Source organism: Amycolatopsis arida, assembly GCF_900115565.1.
Lineage (GTDB): Bacteria > Actinomycetota > Actinomycetes > Mycobacteriales > Pseudonocardiaceae > Yuhushiella > Yuhushiella arida.
Genome location: NZ_FOWW01000001.1, coordinates 606,454 through 628,200, shown reverse-complemented (window position 1 = coordinate 628,200; position 21,747 = coordinate 606,454). Strand labels below are relative to the sequence as shown.

The 21,747-nt window shown below is 74.5% G+C and carries 19 protein-coding genes and 2 riboswitches; of the genes, 6 read left to right on the top strand and 13 right to left on the bottom strand.

The genetic code is table 11. The features are described from left to right. Window positions 1-55: 55 nt before the first annotated feature. Both BM051_RS02970 and BM051_RS02965 read right to left on the bottom strand, forming a co-directional pair. Window positions 56-286 (bottom strand): DUF397 domain-containing protein, encoded by a 231-nt coding sequence (locus BM051_RS02970; protein ID WP_092527500.1) that lies wholly within the window; start codon window positions 284-286, stop codon window positions 56-58. Further along, window positions 271-1,059, bottom strand: coding sequence for a helix-turn-helix domain-containing protein (locus BM051_RS02965; protein ID WP_092527497.1), 789 nt, complete (start codon window positions 1,057-1,059; stop codon window positions 271-273). The genes BM051_RS02970 and BM051_RS02965 overlap by 16 nt, the downstream gene beginning before the upstream one ends. Window positions 1,060-1,194: 135 nt before the next feature. On the opposite strand from BM051_RS02965, the gene BM051_RS02960 reads away from it, so the two are divergent. Together BM051_RS02960 and BM051_RS02955 are read left to right on the top strand one after the other, a co-directional pair. After that, window positions 1,195-1,701 carry a hypothetical protein gene (locus tag BM051_RS02960; RefSeq protein WP_092527494.1) on the top strand — a complete coding sequence of 169 codons (507 nt, stop codon included), beginning with the start codon at window positions 1,195-1,197 and terminating at the stop codon, window positions 1,699-1,701. Beyond that, window positions 1,698-1,955, top strand: coding sequence for a helix-turn-helix domain-containing protein (locus BM051_RS02955; protein WP_424923276.1), 258 nt, complete (start codon window positions 1,698-1,700; stop codon window positions 1,953-1,955). The genes BM051_RS02960 and BM051_RS02955 overlap by 4 nt, the downstream gene beginning before the upstream one ends. Window positions 1,956-2,068: 113 nt before the next feature. Here BM051_RS02955 and cobN read toward each other — a convergent pair whose 3' ends face one another. The 4 genes from cobN to BM051_RS02935 form a co-directional block, all read right to left on the bottom strand. Then, the gene (gene cobN / locus BM051_RS02950; protein WP_092527491.1) at window positions 2,069-5,674 is read right to left on the bottom strand and encodes a cobaltochelatase subunit CobN; all 3,606 of its coding nucleotides are present in this window, start codon (window positions 5,672-5,674) and stop codon (window positions 2,069-2,071) included. A gap of 52 nt (window positions 5,675-5,726) precedes the next feature. Continuing rightward, window positions 5,727-5,797, bottom strand: a riboswitch (cobalamin riboswitch). A gap of 29 nt (window positions 5,798-5,826) precedes the next feature. Further along, window positions 5,827-6,066 carry a helix-turn-helix transcriptional regulator gene (locus tag BM051_RS02945; protein WP_092527488.1) on the bottom strand — a complete coding sequence of 80 codons (240 nt, stop codon included), beginning with the start codon at window positions 6,064-6,066 and terminating at the stop codon, window positions 5,827-5,829. 236 nt (window positions 6,067-6,302) lie between these two features. Beyond that, complete coding sequence (locus BM051_RS02940; protein WP_424923275.1) at window positions 6,303-7,145, bottom strand: ABC transporter permease; 843 nt, start codon at window positions 7,143-7,145, stop codon at window positions 6,303-6,305. A gap of 14 nt (window positions 7,146-7,159) precedes the next feature. Continuing rightward, entirely contained in the window at window positions 7,160-8,089 is a 930-nt protein-coding gene (locus BM051_RS02935) for an ABC transporter ATP-binding protein (RefSeq protein ID WP_092527483.1), read from the bottom strand. Between the two features lie 186 nt (window positions 8,090-8,275). Between BM051_RS02935 and BM051_RS02930 the strand changes: the two genes are divergently transcribed. Genes BM051_RS02930 through BM051_RS02920 form a run of 3 tightly spaced genes read left to right on the top strand, consistent with a single transcriptional unit; the run spans window position 8,276 to window position 11,655 of the window. Then, the gene (locus BM051_RS02930) at window positions 8,276-9,508 is read left to right on the top strand and encodes a nitrite/sulfite reductase (RefSeq protein ID WP_092528442.1); all 1,233 of its coding nucleotides are present in this window, start codon (window positions 8,276-8,278) and stop codon (window positions 9,506-9,508) included. Continuing rightward, window positions 9,509-10,132, top strand: coding sequence for a precorrin-8X methylmutase (locus tag BM051_RS02925; protein WP_092527481.1), 624 nt, complete (start codon window positions 9,509-9,511; stop codon window positions 10,130-10,132). Beyond that, window positions 10,129-11,655, top strand: coding sequence for a precorrin-2 C(20)-methyltransferase (locus BM051_RS02920; protein WP_092527479.1), 1,527 nt, complete (start codon window positions 10,129-10,131; stop codon window positions 11,653-11,655). Before BM051_RS02925 ends, BM051_RS02920 begins: the two co-directional genes overlap by 4 nt. Here the strand turns inward: BM051_RS02920 and cutA are convergent. The 5 genes from cutA to BM051_RS02895 form a co-directional block, all read right to left on the bottom strand. Further along, a complete protein-coding gene (gene cutA / locus BM051_RS02915; protein ID WP_092527477.1) occupies window positions 11,646-11,972 on the bottom strand; it encodes a divalent-cation tolerance protein CutA in 327 nt (108 codons plus the stop codon). The two genes, BM051_RS02920 and cutA, sit on opposite strands and share 10 nt — an antisense overlap. Further along, window positions 11,957-13,267, bottom strand: a complete 1,311-nt coding sequence (locus BM051_RS02910) for an MFS transporter (RefSeq protein ID WP_166677701.1) — start codon at window positions 13,265-13,267, stop codon at window positions 11,957-11,959. Before BM051_RS02910 ends, cutA begins: the two co-directional genes overlap by 16 nt. 458 nt (window positions 13,268-13,725) lie before the next feature. Then, entirely contained in the window at window positions 13,726-16,899 is a 3,174-nt protein-coding gene (locus tag BM051_RS02905; RefSeq protein ID WP_092527461.1) for an arabinosyltransferase domain-containing protein, read from the bottom strand. 10 nt (window positions 16,900-16,909) lie between these two features. Next, entirely contained in the window at window positions 16,910-17,584 is a 675-nt protein-coding gene (gene bluB, locus BM051_RS02900; RefSeq protein ID WP_092527459.1) for a 5,6-dimethylbenzimidazole synthase, read from the bottom strand. After that, window positions 17,581-18,327 carry a cobalt-precorrin-6A reductase gene (locus BM051_RS02895; protein ID WP_243859553.1) on the bottom strand — a complete coding sequence of 249 codons (747 nt, stop codon included), beginning with the start codon at window positions 18,325-18,327 and terminating at the stop codon, window positions 17,581-17,583. The genes bluB and BM051_RS02895 overlap by 4 nt, the downstream gene beginning before the upstream one ends. A 76-nt stretch (window positions 18,328-18,403) precedes the next feature. On the opposite strand from BM051_RS02895, the gene BM051_RS02890 reads away from it, so the two are divergent. After that, entirely contained in the window at window positions 18,404-19,564 is a 1,161-nt protein-coding gene (locus tag BM051_RS02890; protein WP_092527453.1) for a cobalt-precorrin-5B (C(1))-methyltransferase, read from the top strand. Here BM051_RS02890 and cobM read toward each other — a convergent pair. Both cobM and cbiE read right to left on the bottom strand, forming a co-directional pair. Beyond that, window positions 19,504-20,280 (bottom strand): precorrin-4 C(11)-methyltransferase, encoded by a 777-nt coding sequence (gene cobM, locus BM051_RS02885; protein WP_092527450.1) that lies wholly within the window; start codon window positions 20,278-20,280, stop codon window positions 19,504-19,506. The two genes, BM051_RS02890 and cobM, sit on opposite strands and share 61 nt — an antisense overlap. A gap of 115 nt (window positions 20,281-20,395) precedes the next feature. After that, window positions 20,396-21,589, bottom strand: a complete 1,194-nt coding sequence (gene cbiE / locus BM051_RS02880) for a precorrin-6y C5,15-methyltransferase (decarboxylating) subunit CbiE (protein WP_243859517.1) — start codon at window positions 21,587-21,589, stop codon at window positions 20,396-20,398. A gap of 17 nt (window positions 21,590-21,606) precedes the next feature. Then, window positions 21,607-21,747, top strand: a riboswitch (cobalamin riboswitch).

Sequence of the window (21,747 nt, the reverse complement as noted above, 5' to 3'; positions counted from 1 at the left end):
CACAGGGTAGCCAACCGGACGCACTGCGGGAGGCGTTATCGCCCGATCGGCCCGGCTACCGCAGTTCGGTGAGGAAGGCCCGCCAGGCGGCCGCGGGGAACCACAGCTCGCCCGAGCCCGGGGCCTTGGAGTCGCGCACGCCGGTGCGCTGGTCCCGGCCGGCGACCTCCACGCAGGCACCGCCGTTGGCCGTGCTGTAGGAGGACCTGCGCCAGGCGACCTCGACGCAGGTGCCCCCGTTGGAACCGGTGTAGGAGGACTTGCGCCAGGTCAGGATGTCGCCCATTGGTCTGCCACCTTCTCGATCAGCTCGATCGACTGCCGCTTGGACAGCGCGTCGGAGCGGAACAGCTCGAACACCTGTCGTAACTGTGCCACGTCGTCCGGCCGCTCCACCACCTCCCCACGGAGCTGGTTGTCCACGTATGCCACCTCGTTGCCGCCGTCGAAGCTGGCGACCACGAACGGCCCGGTGAACTTGGCACTGGCTGAGGCGTCGGGTGGCACCACCTGCACCACCACGCGTGGTTGGCGAGCTATCTCGGCCAAGTGCAGCATCTGCTCCCGCATCACGGTGGCGGTACCCACCTGTTGGCGCAGCACGTACTCGGGCAGAACCACCACGAGCATGGGTGGCTCTCCATCTCCCAAGACTCGTTGCCGTTCCATCCGAACCTGTACCAGGTCGTCGTCTTCGAGCATCGCACGGGCGTAGTCCTCGGTTTGGAGTAAGCCGTCGATGACGGTGGGTTGGAAGGACAAGAGAGTGGTGGCCCGGGATTCCACCTCGATCCACTTGCCCATCCACTGTTGCGGCACATCGCGGGAGACCAGTTCCGACAGCAGGCGGGACAGGTAGCCGTTGCTGCCGACGATCTCCTCGCAACGGGTCAGGTCCTCGGCCTTCGGGGTGCGCCGCCCGGTCTCCCACATGGCCACCAGCGACGGCGAGACGTACATCCGCTGCGCCAGCGCGTCCTGACTGAGCCCGCACCTCTCGCGGGCGGTCGCCAGCTCCCGCCCCCAGAACTGCAGCGTGCTGTGCCGTTTCGGAGCCATCCGTGAAGTCCTCACCCGCACCCGGTGAGGATCAGCAGTCCTTCACCTTGCGTATTCGACGTGTCACTGGTTCCGATCGTAGCGCCGCGGCGGCAGCCTGTGACACGTGCAACACCGACCGCGAAGGGAGACGTCATGCCGATGACCGACCACTCCAGTGCGATCCTCCGGGTCGCCGACCTGCTGGCGGAACGGGACGTGCCGGTGGCCGACCAGGAACCGTGGCGCGGCCGGATCGCCGTGCCCGGCGGCTCGCTGAGCGTCGACGACGACGGCAGCGTCGAGTGGTACCTCCGCCCGCGCGACGCCCGCCCGGCCGCGATGGTCCGCGCGAGTCTGCGGCTGCTGGCCGCCGTCGACCGGCCCGTGTCCTGCGGCACCGGATCGTTCAACCGGGCCATCGCCGACGGGCTGACCGCGGCCGGGATGTCGGTCGCCATGAAGGTCTATACCGACAGGGTGGCCATGGAAGCCTTCGCCGGGTTGGTCGTCACGAACCCGGAGCGGCTCGACCGCGGCACCGCGTACGTCGACGACGAGCGCGAGCTGGTGTGGGTCGTCGACGCGCCGAGCGGGCAGTTCGTGCCGCTGCCGGAGGTCGCCGACACGATCGTCGACGTGCTCGCCGGCACCGGCTGGTGACCGACGTGGAGCCACCGCACCGCTACCAGCGGATCACCGGCGAGCGGCGCCGGCTGCTCGCCGCCTGGTACGCCGAGCGGTACCGCGCCGGCGTCCCCATCCGCGCCCTGGCCCGGGAGACCAACCGCTCCTTCGGGTTCGTCCGCACCGCCCTCGTCGAGGCCGGCGTGTCGCTGCGCCCCCGCGGCGGAACCCGGCAGCGCTGGGACGACCGGGCGGGCGCACCGGGTGCCGCCGAGCCCCGCCCGGTGTGAGGAGCGGTCCCGACACGGGCGGCTCGCGCGCACGAACACGCGACACATGTGCGCAGGCCGCGGACACGTGTGCACAGGAGGCGGACACGTGTGCGCAGGGCGCGGGCACGGGGTCAGGTGTCCTCGAGGTCGCCTTCGAGGGTCAGGTAGACCTCGCGCATCCGGGCGAGCAGGTCGGGGTCCGGTTTCGCCCACAGACCGCGGTCGGCGGCCTCGGTGAGCCGCTCGATGATGCCGCGCAGCGCCCAGGGGTTGGCCTGCCGCAGGAACTCCTGGTTCTGCTGATCGAGCACATAGGACTCGCTGAGCCGCTCGTACATCCAGTCGTCCACCACGCCGGCGGTGGCGTCGAAGCCGAACAGGTAGTCCACTGTCGCGGCCAGCTCGAACGCGCCCTTGTACCCGTGCCGGCGCATCGCGGCCAGCCAGCGCGGGTTCACCACCCGCGCCCGGAACACCCGCGCCGTCTCCTCGGCCAGCGACCGGGTGCGCACCGCGTCCGGGGTGGTGCTGTCGCCCACGTAGGACGTCGGAGCGGTGCCGGTGAGCGCCCGGGTGAACGCGATCATCCCGCCGTGGTACTGGAAGTAGTCGTCGGAGTCGGCGATGTCGTGCTCACGGGTGTCGATGTTCTTCGCCGCCACCGCGATCCGCCGGTAGCTGCTCTCCATGTCCTCCCGCGCCGGCGCGCCGTCGAGGTCGCGGCCGTAGGCGTAGCCACCCCACACCGCGTACACCTCGGCCAGGTCGGCGTCGTCGCGCCAGTTGCCGGAGTCGATCAGCGGTAGCAGCCCTGCCCCGTACGAGCCGGGCTTGGAACCGAAGATCCGGGTGGTGGCCCGCCGCTCGTCGCCGTGCCGGGCGAGGTCGGCGCGGGCGTGCGCGCGCACGAAGTTGTCCGACTCGGGCTCGTCCAGCTCGGCCACCAGCCGCACCGCGTCGTCCAGCAGGGCGATCACGTGCGGGAACGCGTCCCGGAAGAAGCCGCTGATCCGCACGGTCACGTCGATCCGCGGCCGGCCCAGCTCGGCCAGCGGGATCGCCTCGATCCCGACCACCCGGCGGGACGCCTCGTCCCACACCGGCTGCACACCCAGCAGCGCCAGCACCTCGGCCGCGTCGTCGCCGGAGGTGCGCATCGCCGACGTGCCCCACACCGACAGGCCCACCGAGCGCGGCCAGTCCCCGGTGTCCTCGCGGTAGCGCCGCAGCAGCGACTCGGCCAGCGCCTGCCCGGTCTCCCAGGCCAGCCGGCTCGGCACCGCCTTCGGGTCGACCGTGTAGAAGTTGCGCCCGGTGGGCAGCACGTTCACCAGCCCGCGCAGCGGCGACCCGCTCGGCCCCGCCGGCACGTAGCCGCCGTCGAGCGCGTGCAGCACGGCGTCGAGCTCGCCCGCGGTTCCGGCCAGCCGCGGCACCACCTCGGTCGCGGCGAACTCCAACACCGCGGCCACGCCATGAAGGCCACCTTCATGGCGTGGCAGCACCTCGGTGCACACCTCGGGGATGGCGTCCACCGACCAGTTCCGTTCCTCCATGGCCTCGACCAGGGCGCGGGCGGTGCGCTCCACGGAGTCCACTTCGGACATGGGAGCGTTCTCCCCGAGGCCCAGCGCGGTGCGCAGCCCCGGCACCGCGTGCCGGCCGCCGAACAGTTGCTGCGCGCGCAGGATGGCCAGCACCAGGTTCACCCGCGCCTCGCCGGTCGGTGCCGCGCCGAGCACGTGCAGCCCGTCGCGGATCTGCGCGTCCTTCACCTCGCACAGCCAGCCGTCGACGTGCAGCAGGAAGTCGTCGAACTCGGCGTCGTGCGGTCGCTCCTCGATGCCGAGGTCGTGGTCGAGCTTCGCGGCCTGGATCAGCGTCCAGATCTGCCCGCGAATCGCCGGCAGCTTCGCCGGGTCCATCGCGGCGATGTTGGCGTACTCGTCCAGCAACTGCTCCAGCCGGGCCAGGTCGCCGTAGCTCTCCGCGCGGGCCATCGGCGGCACCAGGTGGTCGACGATCGTGGCGTGCGCCCTGCGTTTGGCCTGCGCGCCCTCACCGGGATCGTTGATCAGGAACGGGTACACCAGCGGCAGGTCGCCGAGCACCGCGTCCGGGGCGCACGCCGCGGACAGCCCGGCGGTCTTGCCGGGCAGCCACTCCAGCGATCCGTGCTTGCCGAGGTGTACCACCGCGTGCGCGCCGAAGTCCTGCTCCAGCCAGCGGTAGGCGGCGAGGTAGTGATGGCTGGGCGGCAGGTCCGGGTTGTGGTAGATGGCCACCGGGTTCTCCCCGAAGCCGCGCGGCGGCTGGATCATCAGCACCACGTTGCCGGCGCGCAGGCTGGCCAGCACGATCTCCCCCTCGGGGTCGTGCGAGGTGTCGACGTACAGCTCGCCCGGCGGCGGCCCCCAGTGCTCGGTCATGGCCGCGCGCAGCTCGGCTGGCAGCGCGTCGAACCACTCCCGGTAGCGGGCCGCGGGGACGCGGATGGGGTTGCCGGCGAGCTGCTCCTCGGTGAGCCACTCCGGGTCCTGCCCGCCGGCGGCGATCAGCGCGTGGATGAGCGCGTCGCCGTCCGGCTGGTCGGTGCCGGTGGGCTCCACCCCGGGGAAGGCGTCCGGCCCGAGGTCGTAGCCGGCGGCGCGCATCCGGCGGAGCAGCTCGACGGCGCTGGCCGGGGTGTCCAGGCCGACCGCGTTGCCGACCCGCGAGTGCTTGGTGGGGTAGGCCGACAGCATCAGCGCGATCCGCCGCCGCTCCGGCGGGGTGTGCCGCAGCCGGGCGTGCGCCAACGCGATCCTGGCCACCCGGCGGGCTCGCTCGGGATCGGGCACGTAGTGCGGCAGCCCGTCGGCGTCGAGCTCCTTGAACGAGAACGGCACGGTGATCAGCCGACCGTCGAACTCGGGCACGGCCATCTGGTTGCCCGCGTCCAGCGGCGAGAGGCCCTCGTCGTTGGCCGCCCAGGTCTCCCGGTCGCTGGTGAGGCACAGCGCCTGCAGGATCGGCACGTCCAGCGCGGCGAGCTCAGCCACGTCCCAGGACTCGTCGTCGCCGCCCGCGCCGGCCTCGGCGGGCCGGGTGCCCCCGGCGGCGAGCACGGTGACCAGCAGCGCGTCGGCCTTCCGCAGCTCGGCCAGCAGGCCTGGCTCGCGGTGCCGAAGCGACGCGCAGAAGATCGGCAGCGCCCGGCCGCCGGCGGTCTCGACCGCGGCGGCCAGCGTCTCCACGAACGCGGTGTTACCGGACAGGTGGTGGGCCCGGTAGTACAGGATCGCCACCACCGGGCCGCCGGTTCCCGGGTCGGGACGGTCCAGCACACCCCACATCGGCTGCTCCACCGGCGGCGCGAAGCCCTCGCCGGTGAGCAGCAGCGTGTCGGAGAGGAACCGGTGCAGCTGGGCGAGGTTGTCCGGCCCGCCCTGAGCCAGGTAGACGTGGGCCTGCGCGGCGATCCCGGCCGGGGTGGTGGACAGCTCCATCAGCTCGGCGTCAGGGGCCTGCTCACCGCCGAGCACCACGACGTGCGCGCCGGAGGCCCGCACGGTGGCCAGCCCGTCCGGCCAGGTCTTGGCCGAGCCGAGGATCCGCACGACGACGATGTCCGCCCCGGCCAGCAGGTCGGGCAGGTCGGCGAGGTCGAGCCGGGCGGGGTTGGCCAGCCGGTAGTCCGCGCCACTGGCCCGAGCGCTGAGCAGGTCGGTGTCCGATGTGGACAGCAGCAGGATCACGGTGCTCCTTCGCGGGGAGTCCTCGCCCCGGGTCGCGGGTACGCGTCGGCCGGAGTTCCTGACTCCCGGACGTGGAGTCCGGTCACAGTTGCGGGTCAGTCCCGGATTCGCACCGGGTTCCTCCGCGTCCGCGCGGGTGGTCGGCCCTCACTCTATGCGGAGTGCTCCGAGCTGCCCAGCCGCGGGAAGGGGCGGATGGAGAACACCACCTCCACCGGCACCTCGAAGTACTCGGCGATGCGCAACGCCAGGTGCAGGCTCGGGCTGTACTCGCCGCGCTCGAGGTAGCCGATGGTCTGGTAGTGCACGCCGAGGGCATCCGCCAGCTCCCGCCGGGAGAGGCCCCGCTCGGCCCGCAGCATCGCGATCCGGTTGAAGATCGACTCGCTCACGCCCCCTCCTCGCTAGCGCTCGTCGGCGGCGTTCGCCGGGCTGCTGTGTTGTATGGCGTGCTCGCAAGCTCGCCCGCGGGCCCCTCCTCGCTAGCGCTCGTCGGCGGCGTTGGCCGGGCTGCTGTGTTGTATGGCGTGCTCGCAAGCTCGCCCGCGGGCCCCTCCTCGCTGGCGCTCGTTGGCGGCGTTCGCCGGGCTGCTGTGGTGAATGGTTCGCTCGCGAGCTCGCTCACGTCTCAGCTCACCCGCTGCATGGCTCGCTCCCGGCGGGCCGCGACGGCCGAGCCGGACTCGCGGCGGGCCATCCGCCGCAGCAGCGCCGGGGCCAGCGCGAACCCGAGCACCGCCCAGACGCCCAGCACGCCCAGGGTCTCCAGGTGCCGCCACGACTCGCCGATCTCCACGGCCGCCATGGTGTCGGGCAGCAGCGCCGAGCGCATCCCGAGGCCCATCCAGTAGATCGGGAACGCCTGGCCGACCCACTGCAGCCACTCCGGCAGCGCGGTGATCGGGTAGAACACCCCGGAGACGCCGGTGAGCGCCATGAACGGCAGCATGATCAGGCCCATGCTGCGTGGGCTCCTCGCCAGCGAGCCGAGCGCCGCGCCGATCGGCAGGGTGGCCAGCAGGCCCACGGCCAGCACCCACAGCAGGGTCAGCCAGGCACGGGCGCCGCCGGTCGCCAGCCCTTCGAACAGGAACAGGCTGGGCACCAGCACGAGCAGCAGCATGAGCACCGCGGAGGCCGAGGTGGCGCAAACCTTGCCGACCAGGTAGCCGACCATCCCGTTGGGCGTGGCCTTGGCCCGCAGCAGGGTGCCGTCCTCCCGGTCGACGCTGAGCCACGCGGCGATGCCGACCATGCCGCTGTAGACCAGACTCATGCCGAGCACGCCGGGGACCGCGGTGGCGCCGAGCGAGAAGGTGGTGCCGGGCACCGTGGCGTCCCGCATGAAGACCAGCACGACCAGCAGGATCGCGACCGGGATGATCGCGCCCATCACGTCCTCGGCGTTGGTCACCGTCTGCCGGAACTCGATCCAGCCGCGGCGCACCCCGAGCCGGACGGCGGTCGTCATCGAAGTCCCACCGTTCATGCCGCGCCCACCTCCCGGAACCGGGCGGCGACGATCTCGTCCTGGCCGGACTCCGCCTGCCGCACCAACGTCATGTACGTGTCCTCCAGGGAGGCCCTGCGCACCTCCAGGTCCTCGATCGCCTCGCCGTGCTGCTTGAACAGCTCGTGCACGAACTTCGTCGCCGCCGGGGTGGTGTGCACGAACCGCTGGCCGTCGCGGGTCCAGCGGACCTCCGCCTCACCGGCGATCCGCCGGCTCAACGCGTCGGCGGAGCCGTCGGCGATGATGCGCCCCCGGGAGAGGATTAGGATGCGGTCGGCCAGCTTCTCGGCCTCGTCGAGGTCGTGCGTGGTGAGCAGGATCGTGGTGTCGTGCGCGTCGGCCAGCCGGTGCACCAGGTCGTGGAACTCGCGCCGGGCCTGCGGGTCGAACCCCGTGGTGGGCTCGTCGAGGAACAGCAGCTCCGGGCGCCCGACGATGCCGATCGCCACGTCCAGCCGGCGGCGCTGGCCGCCGGAGAGGTGCCGGAGCTTCTTGCCGGCGTGCTCGGTGAGGCCGACCGTGGCGAGCAACTCGTCCAGGTTCCACGGGCGCGGGCGCTCCGGCGTGGCGTAGGGCGCGTAGAAGCCGCCGAGGTAGTCGAGCACCTCGCGGACCCGCCACTTGCCGTGGTCGCGCCAGGACTGCAGGACGATCCCGAGCCGGGCCCGCCAGGTCTCGTCACCGTGGGCCGGGTCGCTGCCGAGCACCGCCACGTGGCCGGCCGACCGGCGGCGGAAGCCCTCCAGGATCTCGATCGTGGTCGTCTTGCCGGCGCCGTTGGGCCCGAGCAGGGCGAGCACCTCGCCACGGTGGGCGGCGAAGGTCACCCCGTCGAGGACGTCCTTCGTGCCGTACCGCATGCGCAGGTCGCGCACCTCCAGCACGACATCCGGGTCGGTCATGGTTCACCCCCATCAAGTAAGTGCTGCCGAAGATAGCACATCTATTACAAGCCACCGCATACCTGCACCCAACCGTCGCCGTGTCCGCGCTTCACGTCACCGTGTTCGCCGTTCACGTCGCCGTGTTGGCGCTCGGCGGTCGCCGGGTGGGCCAGCCCGGGGGACCCGGCGTTTACAGTGAGCACCATGGCCACCCCCGCGCGCTCCCATGCCGACGCGTGCCCGGGTGTCTTCGCCCCGCACGACGCGGCCGACGGCGCGGTCGCCAGGATCCGGCTGCCCGGCGGGGTGCTCACCGCCGCCCAGCTCCGCGTGCTCGCCGGCTGCGCGGCCGACCTCGGCGACGGCACGGCACACCTCACGTCCCGGGGCAACGTCCAGCTGCGCGGCCTGGACCGGGCCGAACCCGAGCTCGTCCGCCGCCTCTCCGCCGCCGGGCTGCTGCCCGCGCCCGGGCACGAGCGGGTCCGCAACATCCTCGGCTCGCCGGCCAGCGGCCTCGACGGCGGAGAGGCGGCGGGCCTGCTCGACGTGCGCCCGCTGGTCCGGCAGCTCGACGCGGCCCTGTGCGCCCGCCCGGAGCTGGCCCGACTGCCCGGCCGGTTCCTGTTCGCGCTCGACGACGGCAGGGGCGACGTCGCCGGGGAGGATCCCGACGTCGCCTGGCAAGCGGTGACCGGCCGCGAGTTCGCCGATCCGAACGACGCCGGCTTCGACCGCCGGAACTCCACTGGCCCGGATGGCAGCGGACCCGAGGGAGCGCTGCTGCTCGCCGGCGCCGACACCGGGCTGCGGGTACCCGCGGCCGCCGCGGTGGACGCGCTGCTCGGCGTCGCCGCGGCGTTCACCGCCACCCGAGGTGCCGCGTGGCGGGTGCGGGAGTTGCCGGACACGGGAGCGCTGCTCGTCGCCGCGGCGCCGCTGGGCCGGCGGGCGGAGCCGGCGCGGCTGCCGCGCCGCGCGGGACCACCGGTCGGCGTCCACCCCGGCTTCGCCTGCGTCGCCCCGGTGCTCGGGGAGCTGGCCGCCACCACCCTGCGCGGGCTGGCCGACCGGAGCTCGGCGGGGGTGGTGGTCACGCCGTGGCGGACCCTGCTGCTGCCCGGGGTGACCACACCGCCGGACCTGCCCGGCCTGGTGACCGACCCCGCCGACCCCGCCCCCGGGGTGAGCGCCTGCGTGGGCCGGCCGGGGTGCCCGAAGTCGCGGGCCGACGTGCGGGCCGACGCCCGCCGGCTGCTGCCCGTGCTACCACCGGGCCACCGGGTGCACCTCGCCGGGTGCGAGCGCCGCTGCGGTCGCCCACGCGGGCCCCACGTCGACGTGCTCGCCGCGGACGGCGGCTACCGGGTGGGCGGCAGCTGGGTTCCGGCGGCGCGGGTGGCGGAAGCAGCGCAGCGGGCAGGAGAGGACGGGTAGATGGACTACATCCGGGACGGGGCGGAGATCTACCGCCACTCGTTCGCCACCATTCGGGAGGAGGCCGACCTGGCGATCCTGCCCGACGACGTCGCCGCGGTCGCGGTCCGGATGATCCACTCCTGCGGCATGGTCGACCTCGTCGACGACCTCGCCTACACCCTCGACGTCGTGGAGGCCGGCCGCACCGCGCTGGAATCCGGCGCGCCCGTGCTGTGCGACGCGAACATGATCGCCAGCGGGATCACCCGGCGGCGGCTGCCGGCCGGCAACGAGGTGCTGTGCACGCTGTCCGACCAGCGGGTGCCCGGGCTGGCCGAGCGCATGGGCACCACCCGCTCCGCCGCCGCGCTCGAGCTCTGGCGGGACCGGCTGCCCGGGTCGGTGGTGGCGATCGGCAACGCGCCGACCGCGCTGTTCCGGCTGCTCGAGCTGCTCGACGAGGGCGTCGGCGTCCCGGCCGCGATCATCGGCGTGCCGGTGGGCTTCGTCGGCGCCGTGGAGTCGAAGGAGGCGCTGGTGGAGCGCCGGCCCGCGCCGTACCTGGCGGTGCGGGGGCGGCGCGGGGGCAGCGCGCTGGCCGTCGCCGCGGTCAACGCGATCGCCTGCAAGGACGAGCTGTGACGCGGGGGACGCTGTGGGGTGTGGGCCTCGGGCCGGGTGACCCGGAGCTGGTGACGGTCAAGGCCGCTCGCGTGATCGGCGCGGCGGACGTGGTGGCCTACCACTGCGCCCGGCACGGCCGCAGCATCGCGCGCTCGGTCGCCGAGCCGTACCTGCGGCCCGGGCAGCTCGAGGAGCGGCTGATGTACCCGGTGACCACGGAGACCACCGACCATCCCGGCGGTTACGAGGGCGCGATCGCCGACTTCTACGAGCTGTCCGCCAAGCGGCTCGCCGAGCACCTCGACGCGGGCCGGGACGTCGTGGTGCTGTGCGAGGGCGACCCGTTCTTCTACGGCTCCTACATGTACATGCACGAGCGGCTGGCCGACCGGTACGAGGCGCACGTCGTGCCCGGGGTGACGTCGGTGAGCGCCGCGTCCGCCGCGCTGGGCCGCCCGCTGGTGCAGCGCGACGAGGTGCTCACCGTCCTGCCGGGCACGCTGCCGGCGCCCGAGCTGGCCCGGCGGTTGGCCGACACCGACGCCGCGGCCGTGCTCAAGCTCGGCCGCACGTTCGGTGCCGTGCGGGACGCGCTCACCGAGGCCGGCCGGCTCGACGAGGCCGTCTACGTCGAGCGGGTCACCTGGCGCGCCGAGCGGGTCGAGTCGATGTCCGATGTGGACCCGGAGACCGTGCCCTACTTCTCGCTGGCGGTGCTGGCCAGCCCGGCGTACGCGGCGCGCACCTCGGGGGCCGCGGCGCCGGCTCCGGCGGCCGGCGCCGGCGAGCCGCGCGGCGGGGGAGAGGTCGTGGTGGTCGGGCTCGGCCCGGCCGGGCCGCGGTGGCTCACCCCGGAGGCCGAGGCCGCGTTGGCCGAGGCCGAGCACCTCGTCGGGTACGGGCCGTACCTGGCGAAGGTGCCGCAGCGCGCCGGGCAGCGCCGGCACGCGTCGGGCAACCGGGTGGAGGCCGAGCGGGCCGCGGAGGCGTTGGAGCTGGCCAGGTCGGGCGCGAAGGTCGCGGTGGTGTCCTCCGGCGACCCCGGGGTGTTCGCGATGGCGTCGGCGGTGCTGGAGCAGGCCGAACGGCCGCCGTGGGCGGAGGTGCCGGTGCGGGTGCTGCCCGGGGTGACCGCCGCGCAGGCCGCCGCGGCGCGGATCGGGGCGCCGCTGGGACACGACTACTGCGTGCTGTCCCTGTCCGACCGGCTCAAGCCGTGGGAGGTGGTCGAGCGCCGGCTCGTCGCCGCGGCGGAGGCCGACCTGGTGGTCGCGGTGTACAACCCGGCGTCGCGCAGCCGCACCACACAGCTCGGCCGGGCGCGGGAGGTGCTGCTGCGGCACCGCGCGCCGGACACGCCGGTGGTCGTCGCCAGGGACGTCGGCGGGCCGGAGGAGTCGGTGCGGGTGTCGACGCTCGGCGAGCTCGACCCCGCGGGGGTGGACATGCGCTGCCTGCTGATCATCGGCTCGTCCCGCACGCGGGTGCGCACCCGCCCGGACGGCGGCAGCGTGGTCTGGACCCCGCGCCGCTACGACTGAGGCCGGGTCTCGTCGACCACCCACGACAGGTACGCGGCGCTGCCGCCGGTGATCGGGGTGGCGACGATCTCCGGAACGTCGTAGGAGTGCGCGGCCTTCAGGTGCTCGGTGAGGGCGGCCACCCGGTCCGCGGCGGTCTTGATCTCCACCCGCCACTCGGGGTCGGTGTGGGTCGCGCCCTCCCACCGGTAGACGCTGGTGATGGGGCCGACGATCTGCGCGCAGGCGCCCAGCTTCGCCTCGACCGCGCCGGCGGCCAGTGCCCGCGCCCTGTCCTCGCTGTCGGTGGTCGTCGCCACGATCACGTGTTCGGCCATGTCCGCGAGGGTATCGATGGTGCCCGGTCAGCGCCGGTCCCCGTCGGCACCGGCCGCGGGGCGCGGCGCAGCCGGCGGCGGGCGGCGAGCCCGGCGAGCACGGCCGCCGCCGCCGCGCCCAGCAGCACCGGGCGGGTCCCGTCGACCAGGAACGCGTCGCCCCACACCGTGACGGTGCGTGGTCCGAGCAGCGTCACCAGCGTGGCGGCGAGCGCGGCCGCCGCCGCCAGCACCACCTTCACCAGCAGCTGGTACACCCCGTTGACCCGGCCGCGCACCGCGTCGTCGACCTCGCTGCCGATGATCGTGGTCGCGGTGAGGAACGCGGCGCCGGCACCGGCGCCCAGCGCGGTGGCCGCGAGCACGGCCGACACCGGGTGCGGCGTCACCGCGACCGCCGCCAGTGCCCCGCCGGCGCTGGTGATGGCGCTGGTGAACACCCGCTCGCGGGGTAGCCGCCGGGCGAGCCGGGGCGCACCGGCCATCCCGCCGGCGGCGCCGAGGAACACCGCGCCCAGCAGCAGCCCGAACGCCGCGTCGCCGGCGCCGAGGCTGGCCGTGTACGGCACGGCCGACCCGACGACGGCGCCGCCCGCGGCGACCGCGCCGGTCATGCCGATGAGCAGCCCGGCGACCAGCGGTGAGTCGCGCAGGAACCGCGGGCCGTCGCGGAGCGGCGCCCGGTCGAGGCCCGTTCGGCGGGTGGCCGGCCGGCGGGCCGTGGCTGACCGGCGGGACAGCTCGGGCAACCGCGCCGCGACGAGCAGCGCGCTACCGAGGAAGAGCAGGCCGTTGACGGTGAGGGCCACCTTGGCCAGCCCGAGCTCCCCGAACGTCGTCGTGGGCAGGCCCAGCACCGTGGGAATCCCGCTGATCGCCGCGAAGAGCCCGGCACCGCACACCACCGACACGCCGTAGGTCAGCACCAACCCCACCTGCCCGGCGGCCTCCATCTGCTCGGGCCGGCGCAGCAGGTTCGGCAGCGCGGCGTCCTTGGCGGGGATCCACAGCAGCGCGCAGCAGCCGACGAGGAGGTTGCCGAGGAACAGCCACCACAGCGTGCCGACCAGCGGGATCGACAGCACCAGCGCGGCACGGGCGAGGTCGCAGCAGATCATGACCGTGCGCCGGTTCAGTCGGTCGGCGAGGAGGCCGCCGAGCGGCGCGAGCACCAGGCCGGGCAGGAGCTGGGTGAGCACCACGCCGCCGAAGGCGAAGTTCTTGGCCGGACCATCGACCAGCTTGGTGGCGAACGCGGTCAGCGCCAGCAGGGAGAGCCAGTCGGCGTGCTGCACAGCACGGTGACCCCGCACAGCCGGCGGAACGCCCGGATCGCGAGCACTGACCCGATCGGTCGATTTCTCGGCCGATCGGAACCGAACGGAGCCTTCGCGCCCCCAGATCGACCCCAGTTGTCCACAGATTCCCGAACACCCACCGTGCACCCCCCGACCTCGGTAGGCTGGACCTGGGCACGCCCCCCGGTAGCGGGTGGGGGCTACGTACAGTGCGGTGGGAGTTGATTTCCGGCCCCGCACGCTTGATTCGGACGGGTACCGCCATCGGCACCGACCCCTGGCCGCTGGCGGGCGGCACCCGGCTCCTGATTCCCGCTCCTGATCCGGGCGAGGACGGCACCGGCTTCCGACGCCCTCTCAGGACGGCACCGGCTTCCGATTGCTGGCGCGACGACCCCGACCCCCGACCTCTGGCCACTGCGGCCATCGGCGCCGACCGCCGGCCGCCCGCTCCGTCACCGGGTGGGTTCCGAGCCGTCCGGTTGCGCCGGGCCAGGGCCGGGTGACCACCAGCCCGGGTGCACCTCCTGGCCGCGCAGCACGGTCGGCGGCGCGCCCTCGGCGTAGGGCTCGATCTCCAGCAGCTTGCCCCACGCGCGTTCCGGCTCACCGCCGAGGAAGCTCGGCACCTCCGGCTGGTCGGCCACCTCCTCGAGCCACCCGTTCGGCCCGCCGCCCTTGCTGCTGGCCCAGTCCGCCTCCGACGCCAGCGTGTCGGCGGTGATCCGGTACGCCGGCACCTCGCTGATCCCGTCCCGGGTCTTGGCCGGCGTCAGGCACGGGTACACGAACGACGTCGGCCAGTCCATGTACACCGGCTTGTCGCCCACCTTGTCGGTGAGCGTGGTGAACGTCGGCACCCGCGGCGCCGTCACCGCCACCCAGCCGTCCTCGGTGAAGTCGTCGTCGGCGGCCACGACGCGGGCCGCGGTCGCGCCCGGCGGCACCTCGCTCAGGTTGATCCGCACGTCGTTCCAGTTGCCGTAGCCCCCGCCCGGCGGCAGCACGGTCCTGCGGTCGGCCACCCGGAACCCCTCCGGGCTCGGTCGGCCGAACTCGACGTGCACCGACGTCGCCTTCCCCCGCGCCGCGGCCACGGCCAGCACGAGCTGCCCGTGCGGCGGGTGGTCGGCGAGGTCGTACCACTCGGTGCGCAGCCGCCCGGTGGGCGTGGTCCGCTCGTCGTAGCTGCTCCACATCGCCACGGTGTCGGTGGTGAACCCGTGCGGCGGCTCGGCGAGCGGGTCGCCGGTCAGCGCGGCCCGGGTGTGGAAGCCGGTCGACGTGGTGCCGTTGCCGTCCTCCGGCCCGGGCAGCCCACCCGGCCCCGACGTGGTCTCGTCCACGGTGACCTGCTGGGCGGGTGGCAGTGGCGCCAGCATGCTGGACACCGGGTCGCGCTCGACCATCACGTGATCGGCGAGGTTGCAGCTCGAACCGAACAGGTGCCGGATGTTCGCCTCACCCAGGCTGTAGCTGTCGTGCTGCCCCTGGATGGCCGTGGCCATGCTGGCGAACTCGGCCGCCGCGATCGTCCCGCACACCACGACCAGCGACATCGACCCCAGCCGCAGCGACCGGCCCCGCCGCTCCGGCGGTTGCGGCGCCCCCGGCCGCTGGGCCCGCACGTTCTCCAGGAACGCCACCACCGCCGCGATGGCCGCACCGCCGAGCAGCAGCGTGGAGAGCCCCAGTCCGCCGATGCTGGGTGCGCGGTCGGACCACGGTACCCCGAAGTTGGACACGAACCAGTAGGCGTTCGGGCCCGTGGTCGCCAGCGCGGCCACCACCAGCAACCCGGAGAGGAACGCCGCCCGGTTGCGTTTCGAGCGCAGCACGCTGGAACTGGTCGCGAGGGCGGTGAGCGCGGCCATCGCGGCGCCGACCGCGGCGAACGCGCCGAAGTGGTGGGTCCACTTGGTCGGGGTGAGCGCCAGCAGCAGGAAGAACAGCGCGACCGTGCCGATCAACCGACGGCTCGGGCCGAGCGCGGCGCCCGGGATCCGCCCGCGGCGCAGCAGCACGACCAGGCACGTGCCGGTGCACAGCAGGAGCAGCAGCACCGGGAAGCGCCGGGCCGCCGAGCCGTCGGCGGTGGAGCTGAACAGCAGCTGGTACCGGTACAGCTCCTCGAACCACGACATGCTCGGGCCGACCAGCGCGCGCAGCCGGGTGGCCTCGAGCACGGTGGCGAACGTCTGGTCGGCGAACACCACGAACAGCACCAGCACACCGCTGGCGGCGATCGGCGCCAGCACCGACGGCCAGCTCTGTCGGGCCCGCTGCCGCAGCAGCTGGAACAGCGGCCGCCCGGCCACCAGGAACGGCGCCACCGCGATCAGCCCGGTCGGCGTCGCGGCCAGGGTGAACGCGGCGGCCAGCAACCCGAGGCACAGCGGGAGCAGCCGCCGGGTGACCAGCGCCCGCTCCACCGCGCACAGCGCCAGCAGCGAGCCGACCGCGGCCACCGGCTCGGGCCGCACCCCGTTGTTGAACGGCATCCACCACACCAGGAACACCGCGGCGGCCGCCCAGCCCGCGGCGCGGCTGGTGCGCACCTCCTTGCCCAGTCGCGGCATCACCTCGCGGCTGATCAGCAGCCAGCTGACCAGGCCGAGCACGAACGACGGCAGCCGGATCCACGGCGGCACCGTGGACACGTGCGTCATCAGCTCGTAGACGTGGTAGAACCAGCCGAACGGCGCCTCGGCCACCCCGAACCAGCGGTGGTAGTTGGTGAGGTAGCCGGCCTCCTCGGTGACCCGCGACATCGTGAGGATGTAGCCGTCGTCGGAGGTCACCGGCCCGATGAACACCCACGCGCCGAGGGCGAGGAACACGGTGATGTCCCGGCCGGTGAGGTGCCACCAGCCCACCGGGGCCCAGCGCGGCGCGCGGCGGGCGACCCCGGCGTCGAGCCGGTTCACCGCGATCAGGCAGCCGACGAAGGCGAGCACGCCGAGGATCCCGACGCCGGTCTTCCACCCGGTCGGCGACGACTGGTAGCGGGTGTCCGGGGTGATCGACACGGACAACCCGTCGATCGGGTCGTGCGCCGCGTCGATCGCCGTGTAGATGCCGACGACGCGCGGCCGCACGTCGGACCGCTCGTCGAAGATCGGTGTGCCGGCGACACTGATCGTGGTGTGCCGCGCCGTGGAGGACACGGTCACGTCGCAGCCTTCCGGCGGCAGCGGCTGCCGGGCGACCTGCTCGCCCCGGTTGGACGCCACCAACAGACCGTCGCCGATCCGCAGCTGCATGCCGGCGCCGTCCTCGGAGCGGGCGGACGGGACGGTGGCGAACAGCAGCGCGCTGCCCGGCGTGCGGACGTCCACCGACTGGACGGTCGCGCACGGGACGCGTACCCGCATGTCCTGCGCCCAGTACCCGCTGAGTGGAGCGTTGACCTGGCTGGTGTCGCCGCCGGCGGGCCACACGATCCGCGCGGTGTCCTGCACCACCGGCAGGAACGGGAACGCGAACGCGCACAGTGCCGCGAGGAAGCCCAGCCCCACGGCGAGCCGCCGCCACACGAACGTGCGGTCGCGCCCGGCGTCCCCGGTCACGGGTGTCGGGACGGACACCTCGTCCCGGGTGTCCGCGCTGGAGGTGGTCGCGAGCCGCATCGGGGCAACGCTAGCCAATTGCCGAAGGGCCGCCGGAGCTGGGTTCGCCGTCGTGACGCGATCCACGGAAGCGCTCGACGTGCACCGCTTCGGCCAACGGTCGGCGGTGCCGCCACCCGTGCCGTTCCAGGTCTGGGGTGTCGGCCAGCGCGCGCACCGGGCCCACGCACAGCCACGCCACCGGCCGGACCCGGTCGGGGATGCCGAGCAGTTCGCGCAGGAACGGCTCACGGTAGAAGCTCACCCAGCCGACGCCGAGGCCCTCCGCGGTGGCCGCCAGCCACAGGTTCTGGATGGCCAAACAGACCGAGTAGAGCCCGGCGTCGGCGATGGCGTGCCGGCCGAGCACCGCGGGGGCGCCGCGATCGGGATCGTAGGTGACGACGATGCCCAGGCTGGCCTCGCGCACGCCCTCGATCCTGATCCGGGCGAAGGTGCGGGCGCGCTCGCCGTCGAGGGTGGCGGCGAACGTCTCCCGCTCCCGGTGCACGTGCTCGGCGAACGCACGGCGGGTCTCCGGGTCGCGGACCAGCACGAAGTCCCAGGGCTGGGTGAGCCCGACGCTGGGCGCGGCGTGCGCGGCGGCGAGTACCCGGGTGAGCACGTCCTGCTCGATCGGCTCCCCGGTGAACTCGGCCCGCACGTCCCGGCGCCGGTGCAGGACCCGGTAGAACTCCTCGCTCATGCCCGTCCGATCGTCGCCAGCCAGTCCAGCGCCGCCGCGACGGTTCGCACCGTCGGCGGTGGCGGCGCGGGGCGGGACGGGCGGCGCACCAGCACCACCGGCAGGCCCAGTTCCCGCGCGGCGACCAGCTTGGCCGAGGTCATCGACCCGCCGCTGTCCTTGGTGACCAGCACCTCGATCCGGTGGTACCGGAGCAGCGCCAGCTCCCCGTCGACCGTGTAGGGGCCGCGGCCGAGCAGCACCGTGATCCGCGGCGGCAGCGGCGGCTCCGGCGGGTCGACGCAACGGGCGAGGAACTCCAGGTCGGCCAGCCCGGCGAACACGGCCAGCCCCTGCCGGCCGGTGGTGAGGAACACCCGCCGGCCGAGCGCGGGCAGCGCCGCCGCCGCCTCGGCCATGGTGGACACCGGGTGCCAGTCCACGCCGGGCCACTCGTCGCCGTCCGCCCAGCCCGGCCGCTCCAGCCGCAGCAGCGGCACCCCGACCATGCCGGCCCCGGCCACCGCCGACGCGCTGATCCGCTCGGCGAACGGATGCGTCGCGTCCACCACGGCGGCGACGTCGTGCGCGCGCAGCCACCCGGCCAGCCCTGCCGGCCCGCCGAACCCGCCGATCCGCACCTCCCCGGCCGGCAGCCGCGGCGCGGCCACCCGCCCGGCCAGCGAGCTGACCACCGGCACCCCGCGGGCCACCAGCTCACCGGCGAGCTCCCGCGCCTCGGCCGTCCCGCCGAGAACGAGCACCCTCCCGACCGGCCGGGGCTCGGTGGGTGCTCGGCGGTCGTCGCGTGGTCGCTTCCCGCGCATACGCTCAGGCATCGTGAACCGGGCCAAGAAGGAGCCGGCCGAGAACGAGCCCCGGCTCCGCTACGGCTGGACCACGGGAGCGTGCGCGACCGCGGCGACCACGGCCGCGTACACCGCGCTGCTCACCGGCGGGTTCCCCGACCCGGTCGAGGTGCGGCTGCCGAAGGGCCGGCGCCCCCGGTTCGCACTGGCCACCGAACGGCTCGCGCCCGGCTCGGCCACCGCCGGGGTGATCAAGGACGCCGGTGACGACCCGGACGTCACGCACGGCGCGCTCATCCTCGCCACCGTCACCCCCGGCCCGCCGGGAAGCGGCGTCACCTTCCGCGCCGGCGAGGGCGTCGGTACCGTCACCCGGCCCGGGCTGCCGCTGCCGGTCGGCGAGCCGGCGATCAACCCGGTGCCGCGCCGGCTGATGACCGAGGCGGTCCAACGGGTCGCCGGCGAGCATGGCGGCACCGGCGACGTCGTGGTGGAGATCTCCATCCCGGACGGCGCGGAGCTGGCCCGGCACACCTGGAACCCGCGGCTCGGCATCGTCGGCGGGCTGTCCGTGCTCGGCACCACCGGCGTCGTGGTGCCCTACTCCTGCTCCGCGTGGATCGACAGCATCCGCCGCGGGGTCGACGTCGCCAGGGCGATGGGCCACCGGCACGTCGCCGGCGCGGTCGGCAGCACGTCCGAGCGGGTGGTGGCCGAGCTGTACGGCCTGCCGGAGAGCGCGCTGCTGGACATGGGCGACTTCGCCGGGGCGGTGCTGAAGTACCTGCGCCGCCACCCGGTGCCGCGGCTGTCGCTGGCCGGCGGGTTCGCCAAGATGTCCAAGCTCGCCGCCGGCTACCTCGACCTGCACTCCCAACGCTCCCAGGTGGACCTCGGCCTGCTCGCCGACCTCGCCACCGGGGCGGGCCGGCCGGAGCTGGCCACACCGATCCGCGCGGCCAACACCGCGCTGCACGCGCTGGAGCTCGCCCAGGCCGCGGACCTGCCGCTCGGCGAGCTGGTGGCCGAGCGGGCCCGGCGGACGGCGGCCGAGGTGCTCGGCGACGCGCCGGTGACCGTGGACGTGGTGGTGGTCGACCGCGGAGGCGCGATCGTCGGCCGGGCGCCCACTCATGGCGGTGGTCCCGGTAGCGACCCCGGTTGGGTGGAACGCTCGCGGTCGGCGGAGTAGAGGAAGCTGTCCGGGAAGTCCGCCGCGGCCAGCGCTCGCCCCACGAAGATCATCGCGGCGCGGGTGACGCCCGCCGCGCGAACCTGTTCGGCGATCCCGACGAGCGGGCCGCGCAGCACGCGCTGCCCCGGTTGGCTGGCGTGCGCGACCACCGCGGCCGGGCAGTCGCCTCCGTAGTGCGGGACCAGCTCGGCGACCACGTGCTCGATCCGGTTGACCGCCAGGTGCAGCGCGAGGGTGGCGCCGGTGGCGGCGAACGCGGCCAGCTCCTCGCCGGGCGGCATCGGCGTGGACCGGGCCCGCGCCCTGGTCAGCACCACGCTCTGGGCGACCGCCGGCACGGTCAGCTCCCGCCTCAACACCGCGGCGGCCGCGGCGAACGCCGGCACGCCGGGCGTCACCTCGTACGGCACGCCGGCGTCGTCCAGCCGGCGCAGCTGCTCGGCCATCGCGCTGTAGACGGCGGGGTCGCCGGAGCACAGCCGGGCCGCGTCCTGGCCGCGCCCGTGCGCCGCGACCAGCTCGCCGACGATCTCGTCCAGAGTGAGCTTCGCGGTGTCCACCAGGCGGGCGCCGGGCGGGCAGTGCGCGAGCAGGTCGGGCGGGGTGAGGCTGCCGGGGTACAGGCACACCGGGCAGCGGGCCAGCAGGTCCCGCCCGCGCACGGTGATCAGGTCCGCCGCGCCCGGTCCGGCGCCGATGAAGTGCACCGTCACGTCCCCACCCCCACCGTGTCCGCGCTTCCCGACCGCGTGTCCGCGCTTCCCGACCGCCAGCGCGTACGCGAACCGCGGACGGGCGTACGCAGGGCGCGGACACGGGTGGTGGGTGTCACGGCTTCACCCCGCACCACTGGGTCACCGCGCGGGACGGGGTCCAGCCGGTGAGTCGGCCCAGCGGCGCGGCCGCCTCCACCGAGATGCGCACCAGCTCGCCACCGCGCTCGGCGGAGGCGCGGGCCAGCACCTGCTCGGCCTCCAGGGTCACCGCGTTGGCCACCAGCCGCCCGCCCGTGCCGAGCGCCGCCCAGCAGGCGTCCAGCAGCCCGGGGACGCTCACCCCGCCGCCGAGGAACACCGCGTCCGGCGGATCGAGGCCGGCCAGCGCGTCCGGCGCGGCCCCGGTGACCACCCGCACGTCCGGCACGCCGAGCCGGTGGGCATTGCGGCCGATCCTGGCCGCCCGCTCGGGCCGCGACTCCACGGCGATCGCCCGGTTGGCCGGGTGCGCCCGGCACCACTCGACGGCGACGCTGCCGGCGCCGGCGCCGACGTCCCAGAGCAGCTCGCCGGGGGCGGGCGCGAGCCGGGCGAGCGCGGCCGCGCGGACGTCGCGCTTGGTGAGCTGCCCGTCGTGCTCGAACGCGGTGTCGGGAAGGCCGGGCAGCGGCGGCAGCGGCCGCGTTCCGGCGCACTCCACGGCCAGCACGTTCAGCGCGGCGCCCGGCGGGTGCGGCCAGCCCGCGGCGGTGCCGTCGAGCCGGCGCTCCGCGGTGCCACCCAGCTCCTCCAACACGGTGAGCCGGCTGGCGCCGAAGCCGTGCTCGGTGAGCAGCGCGGCGACCTCGCCGGGGGTGGCCGCGCCGGCGCTGAGCACCAGCACCCTCCGCGCGGCGCCGAGGGCCCGCAGCACCCGGTGCGGGCTGCGGCCCACCGCGCTGACCACCTCGGTCTCCTCGGCCGGCCAGCCCAGCCGGGCCCTGGCCAGCGCGACCGACGACACGCCCGGCACGATCCGCACCCGGTCGGCCCCGAGCCGACGGACGAGCGTGCCGCCGATGCCGGACAGCAGCGGGTCCCCGCTGGCCAGCACGCACACCCGGCGCCCGGCGTGCGCGGCGAGCAGGTCGTCCAGCGCGGGCAGCAGCGGGCTCGGCCACGGCGTCTTCGCGTAGTCCCCCTCGGGCACCAGGTCGAGCTGCCGGGGCCCACCGAACAGCACGTCGCACGCGGCGATCTCGGCCCGGGCGTGCGGGCCGAGCCCGGGCCACCCTTCGGCCCCGATTCCCACCACGGCGATCGTCACAAGCGGCAACGGTAACCCAGGAGTGTGCGATGATCGGCCGGACGGTCGTCGCGAGGAACCCGGTGCGAATCCGGGACGGTCCCGCCACTGTGACCGACCAACCGTGATCGAGCGGAGTGGGTCGGGAGTCAGAGCTTCGCCGGCCGTTGCGCGCCCGG